Origin of the sequence: Kribbella sp. VKM Ac-2571, from assembly GCF_004362255.1 — a bacterium.
Taxonomy (GTDB): domain Bacteria; phylum Actinomycetota; class Actinomycetes; order Propionibacteriales; family Kribbellaceae; genus Kribbella; species Kribbella pratensis.
Window position 1 is genome coordinate 163,847 of sequence record NZ_SNWS01000001.1, and the last position, 12,191, is coordinate 176,037.

The 12,191-nt window shown below is 68.6% G+C and carries 12 protein-coding genes; all 12 read left to right on the forward strand.

All coding sequences use genetic code 11. From position 1 onward, the window contains the following. Positions 1 to 47 precede the first annotated feature (47 nt). The 12 genes from EV651_RS00865 (at position 48) to EV651_RS41755 (ending at position 12,162) form a co-directional block, all read left to right on the forward strand. On the forward strand, positions 48 to 1,406 hold the full coding sequence (locus EV651_RS00865) for a folylpolyglutamate synthase/dihydrofolate synthase family protein (protein WP_133780916.1): 1,359 nt from the start codon (positions 48 to 50) through the stop codon (positions 1,404 to 1,406). After that, entirely contained in the window at positions 1,403 to 1,738 is a 336-nt protein-coding gene (locus EV651_RS00870) for a DUF4233 domain-containing protein (RefSeq protein ID WP_133780919.1), read from the forward strand. Before EV651_RS00865 ends, EV651_RS00870 begins: the two co-directional genes overlap by 4 nt. A gap of 38 nt (positions 1,739 to 1,776) precedes the next feature. Continuing rightward, complete coding sequence (gene ndk / locus EV651_RS00875) at positions 1,777 to 2,187, forward strand: nucleoside-diphosphate kinase (RefSeq protein WP_131343263.1); 411 nt, start codon at positions 1,777 to 1,779, stop codon at positions 2,185 to 2,187. Between the two features lie 10 nt (positions 2,188 to 2,197). Further along, positions 2,198 to 2,593: an NUDIX hydrolase gene (locus EV651_RS00880; protein WP_133780921.1), complete on the forward strand. Its 396-nt coding sequence runs from the start codon at positions 2,198 to 2,200 to the stop codon at positions 2,591 to 2,593. Between the two features lie 834 nt (positions 2,594 to 3,427). Further along, a complete protein-coding gene (locus tag EV651_RS00885) occupies positions 3,428 to 4,444 on the forward strand; it encodes a rod shape-determining protein (RefSeq protein ID WP_130383542.1) in 1,017 nt (338 codons plus the stop codon). Between the two features lie 11 nt (positions 4,445 to 4,455). Continuing rightward, positions 4,456 to 5,415, forward strand: a complete 960-nt coding sequence (gene mreC, locus EV651_RS00890; RefSeq protein ID WP_133780923.1) for a rod shape-determining protein MreC — start codon at positions 4,456 to 4,458, stop codon at positions 5,413 to 5,415. Between the two features lies 1 nt (position 5,416). Then, on the forward strand, positions 5,417 to 5,950 hold the full coding sequence (gene mreD, locus EV651_RS00895; protein ID WP_133780925.1) for a rod shape-determining protein MreD: 534 nt from the start codon (positions 5,417 to 5,419) through the stop codon (positions 5,948 to 5,950). 73 nt (positions 5,951 to 6,023) lie between these two features. Then, the gene (gene mrdA, locus EV651_RS00900; RefSeq protein WP_133780927.1) at positions 6,024 to 8,078 is read left to right on the forward strand and encodes a penicillin-binding protein 2; all 2,055 of its coding nucleotides are present in this window, start codon (positions 6,024 to 6,026) and stop codon (positions 8,076 to 8,078) included. 1 nt (position 8,079) lies between these two features. Further along, complete coding sequence (gene rodA, locus EV651_RS00905; protein WP_133780929.1) at positions 8,080 to 9,246, forward strand: rod shape-determining protein RodA; 1,167 nt, start codon at positions 8,080 to 8,082, stop codon at positions 9,244 to 9,246. A 66-nt stretch (positions 9,247 to 9,312) separates the two neighbouring features. Further along, a complete protein-coding gene (locus tag EV651_RS00910; protein ID WP_133780931.1) occupies positions 9,313 to 10,041 on the forward strand; it encodes a hypothetical protein in 729 nt (242 codons plus the stop codon). Between the two features lie 55 nt (positions 10,042 to 10,096). After that, positions 10,097 to 10,540: a carboxymuconolactone decarboxylase family protein gene (locus EV651_RS00915; protein WP_202870106.1), complete on the forward strand. Its 444-nt coding sequence runs from the start codon at positions 10,097 to 10,099 to the stop codon at positions 10,538 to 10,540. Beyond that, entirely contained in the window at positions 10,489 to 12,162 is a 1,674-nt protein-coding gene (locus EV651_RS41755; protein ID WP_202870107.1) for an inositol monophosphatase family protein, read from the forward strand. Before EV651_RS00915 ends, EV651_RS41755 begins: the two co-directional genes overlap by 52 nt. Positions 12,163 to 12,191: the final 29 nt, after the last annotated feature.

A 12,191-nucleotide genomic window follows, 5' to 3' on the forward strand; every position in this document is an offset into this window, starting at 1 on the left:
GTGCTCCGACCGCTTTATCCACAGCCCTCTCTAGACTTGGCTTCCTGATGAGCGACCTTTCCTTCGCCGAGGTATCGGCACGGCTCCAGCAGCGCTGGCCGGAGCACAAGATCGAGCCCACCCTGGAGCGCGTGCGGCGGCTGGTCGAGCTGCTCGGCGACCCCCAGAAGGCCTACCCGGTGGTGCACCTGACGGGGACCAACGGCAAGACGTCCACGGCCCGGATGATCGACACCCTGCTGCGCGAGGCCGGGCTGCGTACCGGCCGGTTCACCAGCCCGCACCTGGAGTCGGTCCGGGAGCGGATCACGCTGGACGGCGAACCGATCAGCGAGCAGCGCTTCGTCGAGGCGTACGAGGAGATCGCGCCGTACCTCGACGTCGTCGACGCCGAGCAGGAGCACCCGCTGACCTTCTTCGAGGTGATGACCGGCATGGCGTACGCCGTGTTCGCGGACGCGCCGGTCGACGTCGCGGTGATCGAGGTCGGCCTCGGCGGAAGCTGGGACGCCACCAACGTCGCCGACGGCACGGTGTCGGTGATCACCCCGATCGCGGTCGACCACGCGCACCTGCTGGGTGCGGATCCGGTCACGATCGCGGGCGAGAAGTCCGGCATCATCAAGCCCGGTGGTACGACGGTGATGGCCCAGCAGAGCCTGGAAGTCTTCGAGGTCCTGCTCCGCAAGGCCGCCGAGGTGGGCGCGCAGGTCGCCCGCGAGGGGATCGAGTTCGGCGTCGTCAGCCGCGCGCTCGCGGTCGGCGGCCAGGTCGTCTCGATCAAGGGCCTCGGCGGTGAGTACGAGGACGTGTTCATCCCGCTGCACGGCGAGTACCAGGCACACAACGCGGCCACCGCGATCGCCGCGGTCGAGGCACTGCTCGGCGCCAGCCCGGAGACCGAGGGCCGGGTCACCACCGAACTGCTGCAGGCCGGCTTCGAGCAGGTCACCAGCCCGGGCCGGATGGAGGTCGTCCGGCACAGCCCGACGATCGTCGTCGACGCCGCGCACAACCCGCACGGCGCCGAGGCGACCGCGGCCACGGTCTCGGAGGCGTTCCAGTTCCAGCCGCTGATCGGCGTACTGGGCTGTATGAAGGACAAGGACGTGTACGGCCTGCTCGAGGCGTACGAGCCGATCATGGAAACGGTCGTCTGCACCCGGAACAGCTTCGTCGAGCGGTCGATGCCGGCCGAGGAGCTGGGGCAACTGGCCGCCGAGGTGTTCGGCGAGGAGCGGGTCCTGGTCCGCCCGCACCTGATCGACGCGATCGACGACGCGATCCGGCTCGCCGAGGAGAACGCGGTCGCGCTCGGCAGTGGCGGCGTACTGGTCACCGGCTCGGTCATCACCGCCGGCGAGGCGCGGGCGCTGCTGGTCCGCAAGGGCAAGGGCGAGCAGTGAGGTCGCTCGCGTCGATCGTGCTCGCGTTCGAGTCGGTCGTGCTCGCCCTGGTCACGCCGGTGATGATCTCGGTGGCGGACATCCGCCCCGCGATCGCGGTCCCGGTCTGTCTCGGCCTGGCAGCGCTCGCGATCGTCTCGGCCGGGCTGCTCCGGTTCCCGGCCGGGTACGTCCTCGGTTCGGCGGTCCAGGTCGGCGCGGTCGGACTCGGCTTCGTCGTCTCCGTGATGTTCGTGCTCGGGGTCGCCTTCGCGGCCTTCTGGGTCGCCGCCATCGTGCTCGGCCGCCGCATCGAGGAAGCCAAGAAGGCGCACCAGGCACAGACCGGTTAGGCTCATCCGCCCCGGCTACTTCGAGAGAGAGTTGACAGATGTCGCAGCGCACCCTGGTCCTGCTCAAGCCCGACACGGTCCGCCGTGGTCTCGTCGGTGAGGTGCTGGGCCGGTTCGAGGCCAAAGGGCTCCGGATCGTCGCCATGGACCTGCGCACGATCGACGGCGAACTGGCCGACCAGCACTACGCCGAGCACGTCGACAAGGCCTTCTACCCGCCGCTGCGGGACTTCGTCACCAGCGGCCCGATGGTCGCGCTGGTCCTCGAGGGCGACGAGGCGATCGAGGTGGTGCGCGCCCTGAACGGCGCCACCGACGGCCGCAAGGCCGCCCCCGGCACCATCCGCGGCGACCTCTCGCTCTCCAACCGCGAAAACCTCGTCCACGGCTCCGACTCCGAAGAGTCCGCCACCCGAGAAATCAAAATCTGGTTCCCCGACCTCCCCTGAGACGGCTCCGATGGCTGAACAACCTGTCGCGGCGGCCGTTGTGATCGAGAGCGGGCGGGTACTGCTGGTACGGCGACGTGTGGCTGAGGGCGCCCTGTCCTGGCAGTTTCCCGCAGGAAAGATCGAGCCAGGCGAGTCTCCGGCAACTGCCGCCGTACGCGAAACGCTCGAGGAGACCGGGCTGCGCGTGCTGTACCTCAGCCTGCTGGGCGAGCGAGTGCACCCGGTGACCGGGCGTCACGTGCATTACGTCGAGTGCAGCGTCATTGGCGGTACGGCGGTGGTCGCAAGCCCTCGCGAACTGGATGCCGTCGCGTGGTGCGTCCGGAGCGAGGTCGTTGGGCGCATTCCCGAGGGCATCTACGGTCCGGTCCAGAACCGTCTCGACGAGGTTCTACGCGGCTAACTTGCCTGGACTATTGCGACAATCCGCTGAATCTGCCCACCGGATTCGGCGGGTAATCCGCCCCAGTCCGCGGTTCAGGCTGTGATGGCTGCTTTCGACGGTGGCACCTCTGACTCCTGAGCCCGCCGGGTTGCCCGCTGATTTGGTGGGTTGCCCCTCGGAACTTCGGCTCTCCTGCTCGATTTGTTGGGGGTGATCGGCCCGATCCGGGTCGTGCGACAGGTAATGGTGGGTCGGCACCTGATATTGCTTGTCTCCAGTCACCAGCGCCTGTCCCCACGCCCCACCGCCGGTCCCCAGTCTCCGCCGCGGCCCCGCCCACCGTCGTACCGCCTGGTCACCCCGCCCGCGTCGAGCAGACGACGGGTTATCCCCTCGCGTTGGGGGTTCTCTACTGATAGGCGAGGGGAGAACCCCGCACGCGAAGGGATAACCCCGCCGGTTGTCAGCGGATCGCGTCGAGTCGTGGCGTTTGGCTGGCCACCGGAACGTCGAGTCGTGGATCGAGGCTGCGTTTGTCCGCCGAAATCCACGATTCGAGGAACCTGGGTGCCTGTGGTAAGTCGGTCGAGGGCGCCGCCCTGCATTTGAGGGGGCAACCCGGCCACCCCAGGGGGCCAAAGGCGGCGACGCGAGCCGAATCGTCGCGCGATGGCGTCCGACAGTTGGAGAAGGCTGCCGAATCGCCCTAGTTGCAGGCCGTTGCGGACTGCAAGTGGCTGAGCCGATACGATACGTGCCAGGGCGGGCCGGTCGTGTCGGTCCACGGGCTGTGTGCGGGCGGCGCTTAGCCTGGGTCGGGGTCGATTGGGAGGTGACGCGGTGGCGAACAGCATGCTGGGCCGCGACATGGCGGTCGATCTCGGGACGGCGAACACGCTGGTGTACGTGCGTGGCCGCGGCGTGGTGCTGAACGAGCCGTCCGTGGTGGCGACCCGGACGGACGAGCCGCGCGAGGCGGTCGCGTTCGGGCACGAGGCGAAGAAGATGATCGGCCGTACGCCGGGCAACATCACCGCGATCCGGCCGCTCAAGGACGGTGTGATCGCCGACTTCGACGCCGCCGAGCAGATGCTGCGGTACTTCATCCAGCGCGTGCACCGCCGCCGGTACTTCGCGAAGCCGCGGATCGTGGTGTGCGTCCCGTCCGGGATCACCGCGGTCGAGCAGCGCGCGGTCCGCGACGCCGGGTACATGGCCGGCGCCCGCAAGGTGTACATCATCGAGGAGCCGATGGCCGCCGCGCTCGGCTCGAACCTCGAGGTCCGTGACGCCACCGGCAACATGGTCGTCGACATCGGCGGCGGTACGACGGAGGTCGCGGTCATCTCGTTCGGCGGCATCGTCACCAGCCAGTCGATCCGGGTGGCCGGCGACGCCATCGACAAGGCGATCGTGAACTACTGCAAGAAGGAGTTCTCGCTGCTGCTCGGCGAGGCCACCTCGGAGCAGATCAAGATGACGATCGGGTCGGCGTTCCCGACCACCGACGGCCCGGACAGCGAGATCCGCGGCCGGGACATGATCTCCGGCCTGCCCCGCACGGTGAAGGTCTCCTCGGCGGACATGCGGCAGGCGATCGAGGAGCCGATCACCGCGATCGTCGACGCGGTCAAGGCCACCCTGGACAAGACCCCGCCGGAGCTCGCCGGCGACATCGTCGACCGGGGCATCGTGCTGACCGGCGGCGGCGCGCTGCTGAAGGGCATGGACGAGCGGCTGCGGCACGAGACCGGCATCCCGATCCACGTCGCCGAGAACCCGCTGGACGCGGTCGTCCTGGGCGCCGGCAAGTGCGTCGACAACATCGAGACCCTCAACCGCATCCTGGTCACCGACAACCGGCGCTGAGGTAGCAGGCGATGCTCAAAGACCTCGGTACCCCGACGACCAGGAGCGCGTTCCGGTCGGCGGGGGAGACCCCGCTGCGTTCGGCCGGTACGCCGCGTGACGTGCGCCGCCGCCGTACCGTGCTGGTGCTCGTGATCCTGGCCTGTTTCACGCTGATCGTGCTCGATGCCCGCCGGTCGGCCGGATCGCCGGTCGAGCCGCTGCGGGAGGCCGCGGCCGGCGTTTTCGGCCCGCTGGAGTCCACCGCGACCTCGGCCCGGCAGCCTGTGGACAACCTCCGCGACAGATTCGCGGAAATGGATAGGTTGAAAGCCGAGAACGAAAAACTGAAGAAGGACAACGAGGCCCTGACCCGGGAGCTGACCACCTCCGACTACGCCCGCAACCGGGCGCAGGAGCTGGACAAGCTGCTCAAGGTTGCGCCGGCGTACACGATGACGCCGGCCCGGGTGATCGGGATCGGCAGTGCGCAGACGTTCAGCCACACGGTCACGATCGACGCCGGGACGGCGGACGGCGTGCACACCGACATGACCGTGCTGAACGGGACCGGTCTGGTCGGCCGGGTGGTGCGCACCACCCAGGGGACCGCGACCGTGCTGCTGATCGGCGACCGCAACTCGACCGTGGGCGGCCGGCTGAACGCGTCGATGGCGCTCGGTTTCGTCTCCGGACGCGGCGAGGTGGGCGGCACCCTCGACTACAAGCTGATCGACCCGAAGGCGCGGCCGAAGGTCGGCGACCGGATCGTCACCTGGGGCTCCAGCGGCAACGCGCCGTACGTGCCGGGCGTCCCGATCGGCGTCGTCACCTCGGTGACGGCGAACGAGGGGTCTCTCGGGTCCACCGCGACCGTCAAGCCGTACGTCGATCCGACCCGGATCGACACCGTCGGCGTGGTGACCGGGCCACCTGCCCGGCCGCCGCGCCCTCAGATCACCGGCAGCGCCAATCAAGGGAGGGGGAACTGACGTGATCGCACTACGGATCGGGTTGGCTGCCCTGTTCCTGATGATCGCCGTCACCGTGCAGACGTCCGTGCTGACGAACATCGCGGTCGCCGGCGTGACGTGCGACCTGACGCTGATCGTGGTGATCGCGCTGGCGCTGTCCCGCGGGCCGGAGTGGGGTGCGATCACCGGTTTCGCCGGCGGCTTGCTGTTGGACGTCGTACCGCCCGCCGACCACACCGCCGGACGCTGGGCGTTGTCGCTGGCCATCGCCGGCTACATCGCCGGGCTGATCCGCCGCGAGACCTCCGGCAGCCCGGTCGGACCGCTCGGCGTCGCGCTGACGGTCGTGCTCGGGACGGCGGTCTCGTTCTTCCTCTACAGCGCGACCGGATCGCTGCTGCACGACCCGTCGGTCGACTGGGGCGAGTTCGGCGTCCGCCTCGGCATCGCCGCCGGGTACGACGTCGTCGGCGCGATCGTCGTGATTCCGCTGGTCATGTGGCTCATGGGCCGCGTCAAACCGGCACGTGAACGTAGACGAGTATCGCCATGAGCACTCACCTCTCCCTCCTTTCCCTCATCACCTTCCACTCCCGTCACCACCTCGTCCCGGCGGGATCGTCGTCATGAGCTGGGACGGATTCGAGGCCCCGCTCAAGGCCCGGTTGCGGTTGTTCGTGATCGGGGTGCTGGTCTTCTCGTTGCTGTGCACGCTGTTCGGCCGCCTCTGGTACATGCAGGTGATGTCGGGCGCGGACTACAGCCAGGCGGCGACCGCGCAGCACATCCGGCAGGTGCTCGTCCCGGCCCCGCGCGGCACGATCGTCGACTCGCAGGGCCGGACCCTCGTCGGCAACCGGGTGTCGGTGGTGATCACGGTCGACCGCTCGGTGCTCGCCAAGCTCCCGGAGAGCCAGCAGAACGTCGTCCTGGCCCGTCTCGCGAAGGTGCTCGGGCAGAAGCCGAAGGACCTCAAGGCGCGCACGATGCTGTGCGGTGAGCCGGGCGCGTCCAAACCACCCGCCTGCTGGAACGGCACGCCGTACCAGCCGATCCCGGTCGCGAAGGACGTCAGCGAGCAGGTCGCGATCGAGGTGATGGAGCGCCGCGAGGACTTCCCGGGGATCGCCGCCGACTCGCAGACACTGCGCGCGTACCCCTCGCCGTACAAGGTGAACGCGGCACACATCCTCGGGTACCTGTCGCCGATCACCACCGAAGAGCTCGAGGACATGGACAAGGCCGGGCAGGACTCGGTCCCGCACCGCTCGGACCTGGTCGGCCGGGCGGGCGTCGAGCGGTCGTACGACAAGCTCCTGCGCGGTACGCCGGGCGAGAAGGACGTGATCGTCGACGCGGTCGGGTACACGACCGGTATCAAGAAGCAGACCGCTCCGGTCCCGGGCGCCACGCTGGTGACGACGATCGACGCGCGCATCCAGGCGTCGGTCGAGGCGCAGTTGAAGAACGCGATCATGACGGCGCGGAAGCAGTACGACAAGATCACCAAGAAGAAGTACGTCGCCGACTCCGGCGCCGCGGTCGTGATGGACACCAAGTCCGGCCGGGTCGTGGCGATGGCCAGCTATCCGACGTACGACCCGGGAGTCTGGGTCGGCGGCATCAGCCAGCGCGAGCTGGACGCGCTGTACTCGGCCAAGTCCGGCACGCCGTTGGTGTCCCGCGCGCTGCAGGGACAGTTGGCGCCGGGGTCGACGTTCAAGCCGATCACCACGGCCGCCGCGATGGGCGCCGGGTACAGCCCGAAGACGCGGCTCGATTGCTCGCCGTACTTCGAGGTCGGCAACCGCCGGTTCAAGAACTACGAGTCCGCGTCGTACGGGATGATCGGCTTCGACCAGGCGCTGGCGCTGTCCTGCGACACGTTCTTCTACCGGATCGCGTACGCGCTCTGGCTCAAGGAGGGCGGCAACTCCAGCGACACCGCCACCCGCGACCCGCTGGTCGAGATGGCGCAGAAGTTCGGGCTCGGCAAGCCGACCGGGATCGACCTGCCCGGCGAGGTCAGCGGCCGGATCGCGGACCGCAAGTGGAAGAAGACGTACTACGACTCGCAGAAGGACTACTACTGCAAGATCGCGGCCAACCCGCCCGCCGGGACGTCGGCGTTCCTGAAGCAGTTCGCCCGCGAGTTCTGCGTCGACGGGTACAAATACCGCGCCGGTGACGCGGTGAACTTCGCGATCGGCCAGGGCGACACCACGATCACGCCGCTGCAGCTCGCGACCGTCTACTCGGCCCTGTCGAACGGCGGCACGCTGTACGAGCCGCGGGTCGTGCAGTCCTGGGTCGGCGCGAACGGCAAGCCGCACGAGATCAAGCCGGTCGTGAAGTCCAAGCTCCCGGTCCCGCGGAACACCCTCAAGTACATCGACACCGCGCTGAAGCAGACCACCGTCTCGGGTACTGCGGCCTGGAAGTTCCAGGGCTTCCCGCTCGACAAGATCCCGGTCCGCGCCAAGACCGGGACGGCCGAGGTGTACGGGAAGCAGACCACGTCGTGGCTCGCGTCGTACACCGATCGGTACGCCGTGGTGATGATGATCAGCCAGGCCGGTACCGGTTCGGGCGCCGGCGGTGACGCGGTCCGCAAGATCTACGAGACCCTGTACAACATCAAGCCCGCGCCGCCGCCCGGTCAAGGAAAGCCGGTGCGGTGAGATGGCGTTACTGACCCCGATCCGGACCCGGCCGCGGATGGACCGCCGGTCGACGGTGTGGCACGTCGACTGGATCCTGGTGTTCGGCGTCGTCGCACTGTCGTTCATCGGCGCCCTGCTGATCTGGTCCGCGACCCACAACCGTACTTCGCTGACCGAGGGCAAACCGGACGCGTTCCTGCTGCGGCACGCGCTGAACTTCGCGATCGGCCTGGTGCTGGCGATCGGCGCCGCGATCACCGACCACCGCCGGGTCCGGATCCTCGCGCCGCTGCTGTACGCTGGCTCGGTCGTCGGCCTGATCCTGGTCCTGGTGCCCGGAGTCGGCTCGACGATCAACGGTTCGCGGTCATGGATCCAGTTGCCGTTCATGTCGATCCAGCCGAGCGAGTTCGCCAAGCTCGCGGTGATCGTCGGTATGGCGTTGCTGATCGCGGAGAAGAGCGAGACCGATCGCAACGAGGACGCGCGGACCCTCGACGTCGCGCAGGCGGTCGGGGTCGCCGCCGTACCGGTGATCCTGGTGATGCTGCAGCCGGACCTCGGCACCGTGATGGTGCTCGGGTCGATCGTGTTCGGGATCATCGCGGTGTCCGGCGTACCGAAACGCTGGATGCTGGGGCTGCTCAGCTCCGGCGTACTGGTGGCCGCGATCGCGATCAAGTTGCAGGTGCTGAAGGACTACCAGATCGCCCGCTTCACCGCGTTCGCGAACCCGTCGTCGGACCCGCAGGGCATCGGGTACAACGTGAACCAGGCACGGATCGCGATCGGCAACGGCGGGGTGTTCGGGCAGGGTCTGTTCCACGGCGGCCAGACGCAGAACGCGTTCGTTCCCGAGCAGCACACCGACTTCGTGTTCACGGTCGCGGGCGAGGAGCTCGGGCTGATCGGGGCCGGCGCGATCATCGTGCTGTTCGCCATCATCCTGTTCCGCGGGCTGCGGATCGCAGTCACCGCGCGGGACGCGTTCGGCCGGCTGGTGGCGACCGGGATCGTGTGCTGGTTCGCGTTCCAGGCGTTCGAGAACATCGGGATGACGCTCGGCATCATGCCCGTCACGGGTCTGCCGCTGCCGTTCGTGTCGTACGGCGGTTCCTCGATGTTCGCGTGCTTGCTGGCGGTCGGCCTGCTGCAGAACATCCACCTCCGCTCGCACCGCTACTGACCGCTCGACTGACCCGTCAGGTACGCTGCTCCCTGCTCGGCCCCCGCCCAGAGCCTCGGAAGGCCCATGATCAGGTCAGTTTCGTTTCCGCTCACAGCCGTCCTCATGCTGTCCCTCGCCGCCTGTGGGGGAGGGGACGACAAGCAGGTCGTCGGTCCGCCGCCCAGCACTCCGGCGCCGAGCTCGACCCCTACCCCCACTGCGTCGACACCGGCCGCGCCTGTCACGCGGACGACCGCCGAGCTCACCAAGGCGTTGCTCGAGCTCGCCGATCTGCCGAGCGGCTTCACGGAGGACAAGGAGGAGGCTGACGAGGGCTCCAAGCCGTTCTCCTCGTCGAGCAGCCGGTGCAAGACGCTGGTGAAGTACCTGAACGCCACCAAGGCGCCCGGCTCGAAGGCCAGCGTGACCCGCACGTTCACCGGCGGTCAGGAAGGCCCGTACATCGACTACGGCCTCGACGCGATGGGCACCGCGGACGACGTCACCGACCTCCGCGACGAGTACGCCGAGGCCGTCGACTCCTGCACCAAGCTGACCTTGAAGACCGACGGCGCCGCCAGTACGTCGATGAAGGTCGAGAAGATCACCGCCCCGCAGTACGGCTCGAAGCCCTTCGCGTTCCGCCTCACCGGCACCAGCGGCCCGAAGCGCGGCCTCGAGTACGCTGCCGTCGTCACGGGCGTCGACGACGTGATCATCTCGGTAGGCGTCCTCGCCGGCCAAGGCACCGAACTCGACCCCGCCACCGAGGCGGCTGTCACGAAGGCCCGGCACATCCTGCGGCCCGCGTGACCGGTGTCACACGCGTAGTCGTCACGTGGACGGGCCGAGCCGCCGTCGTGTTGGCATGGACGAGCGGATGAACTTCAGCAAGGTCTCGCCGGCCGGCTTCCGGGCCGTGTTCGGCGTGGAGAAGTACGTGCAGGGCGTGCTCGACCACACGTTGCTGCACCTGATCAAGATCAGGGCGTCGATGCTCAACGGGTGCGCGTTCTGCCTGAACATGCACACGACGGACGCGTTGAAGGACGGCGAGAGCAGCCAGCGCCTGTTCGGTCTCGCGGCCTGGCACGACTCGTCGTTCTACGACGACCGGGAGCGCGCGGCGCTGGCGTTGACCGACGCGGTCACGGTGCTGGAGCGCACCGGCGTACCGGATGACGTGTGGGAGGCGGCGCTGGAGCAGTTCGGCGAGGAGGGGACTGCCGACGTGCTGCTCGCGATTGGCACCATCAACCTGTGGACCCGTCTGAACGTCGCGACCCGGAAGCAGCCGGAACTGGCCGGTTGATCCTGGACGAATACGAGTCGGCGCGCGGCATGCTCGCCGGGCTCGCGTACCGGATGCTGGGCAGTTGGCACGACACCGAGGACGTGCTGCAGGAGGCGTACGTCCGTTGGTCCGCCGCCGACCGCTCCGACGTGGCCGAGCCGCGCCGCTACCTCACGCGGGTGGTGACGCGGCTGTCCGTCGACGTATTGCGAACCCGGCAGGCGCGCCGCGAGAGCTACATCGGCGAATGGCTTCCCGAGCCGGTCCCCGCGGAGGCGCTCGACCTCGAAGAAGTGTCGATGGCACTCCTGCACCTGATGGAACGCCTCACTCCGCCGCAGCGCGCGGTCTACGTGCTGCGGACCGCGTTCACCCTCCCGTACGACGAGATCGCGGAGATTCTCGACCGTACGGCGGACGACTGCCGCCAACTGCACCGCCGGGCGCAGCACGCCCTGGCCGACGACCGGCGACGCTACGAGCCGACCGCCGCCGAACAGCGCCGTCTGCTCCTGGACTTCGTGGCTGCCGCGCGCGACGGTGACCTGCCGCGTCTGGAGTCGATGCTCAGGGACGACGTCATCTCCTGGACCGACGCCAACGGCCGCCGCCGCGCGGCCCGCAAGCCAGTCACCGGCCGGGAGAAGGTCGCCGCCTTCTTCAGCCATATCTACGGGCGTCCTGACGCGACGTTCACCCCGGTCGACCTGATCACCGGACCCGGGCTGAAGGTCGTTGTCCGAGGCAACTATCACCTCCTGACCCTGGACTCCGACGGCACCGCGATCTCGGCAATCCGCGTCATGGCCAACCCGGAGAAGCTTTCCACTGTGTGCGGCGTGTTGGATGACGGCATGAGTTCTGATCTCGAGTTGGCGATCGCGGCGGCTGCGGCCGGGGCGGCTGTGGTGCGGGGCAAGTACGGCACTGTGGTCGCGCGGCATGACAAGTCGGCGACGGATTTCGCGACAGACGCCGATCTTGCGGCCGAGCGGGCAATTCTCGCGTTGATCCAGGGTGGGCGGCCGGGGGATGCGATTCTCGGTGAGGAGTACGGCGCGAGTGGGGACGCTGAGGCCTCGCGGCGCTGGTTGGTCGATCCGTTGTGCGGGACGCTCAACTTTGCTGCCGGTACGCCACTGTTCTCTGTCAACGTGGCGTTGCAGGTCGACGGCAGGACAAGTGTCGCCGCGGTGGCGGACCCTGTCTCTGGTGAGATCTTCTGGACCGACGGCGAGACCGCAGGTGTGCGTCGCGACGGTTCCGATCTGCCGCTGGCGCCGTCCGCGGACTCGCTGCTGGTGGACGTCAACCTGGATCCGATCACGGACGGCGGGTTTCTCGGGTCGCGGCTCCTCGCGGATCCGGCCTTCCGGGCCGCCTTCGGTCAGCGGGTGCTGTCGACGACCTTGGCGGTCGCGTGGGTGGCGGCGGGACGACGTACGGCGTATGTGACCGACGGCAACCTGCGTGACAGCGTTCATTTCACCGCCGGCCTCGCGCTCTGCCGCGCCGCCGGCTGCGTCGTCTCCGATCTGCGTGGGGGGCCGCTCCACTCCGGTCCGGGAGTCATCGCTGCGGCCGATGAGAAGAGCCACGCGATCCTGCTCGGCCTCATCACCCCGCACCTGCCCGAGTAGCTGGAGAAAGGGGGAGCCCTCGCTCAGTG

Bases quoted from the DNA above. Each gene is read 5' to 3' on its own strand.
- EV651_RS00865 (WP_133780916.1), top strand. From the start codon at position 48: ATGAGCGACCTTTCCTTCGCCGAGGTATCGGCACGGCTCCAGCAGCGC.
- ndk (WP_131343263.1), top strand. From the start codon at position 1,777: ATGTCGCAGCGCACCCTGGTCCTGCTCAAGCCCGACACGGTCCGCCGT.
- EV651_RS00880 (WP_133780921.1), top strand. From the start codon at position 2,198: ATGGCTGAACAACCTGTCGCGGCGGCCGTTGTGATCGAGAGCGGGCGG.
- EV651_RS00885 (WP_130383542.1), top strand. From the start codon at position 3,428: ATGCTGGGCCGCGACATGGCGGTCGATCTCGGGACGGCGAACACGCTG.
- mreC (WP_133780923.1), top strand. From the start codon at position 4,456: ATGCTCAAAGACCTCGGTACCCCGACGACCAGGAGCGCGTTCCGGTCG.
- mrdA (WP_133780927.1), top strand. From the start codon at position 6,024: ATGAGCTGGGACGGATTCGAGGCCCCGCTCAAGGCCCGGTTGCGGTTG.
- rodA (WP_133780929.1), top strand. From the start codon at position 8,080: ATGGCGTTACTGACCCCGATCCGGACCCGGCCGCGGATGGACCGCCGG.
- EV651_RS00910 (WP_133780931.1), top strand. From the start codon at position 9,313: ATGATCAGGTCAGTTTCGTTTCCGCTCACAGCCGTCCTCATGCTGTCC.
- EV651_RS00915 (WP_202870106.1), top strand. From the start codon at position 10,097: ATGGACGAGCGGATGAACTTCAGCAAGGTCTCGCCGGCCGGCTTCCGG.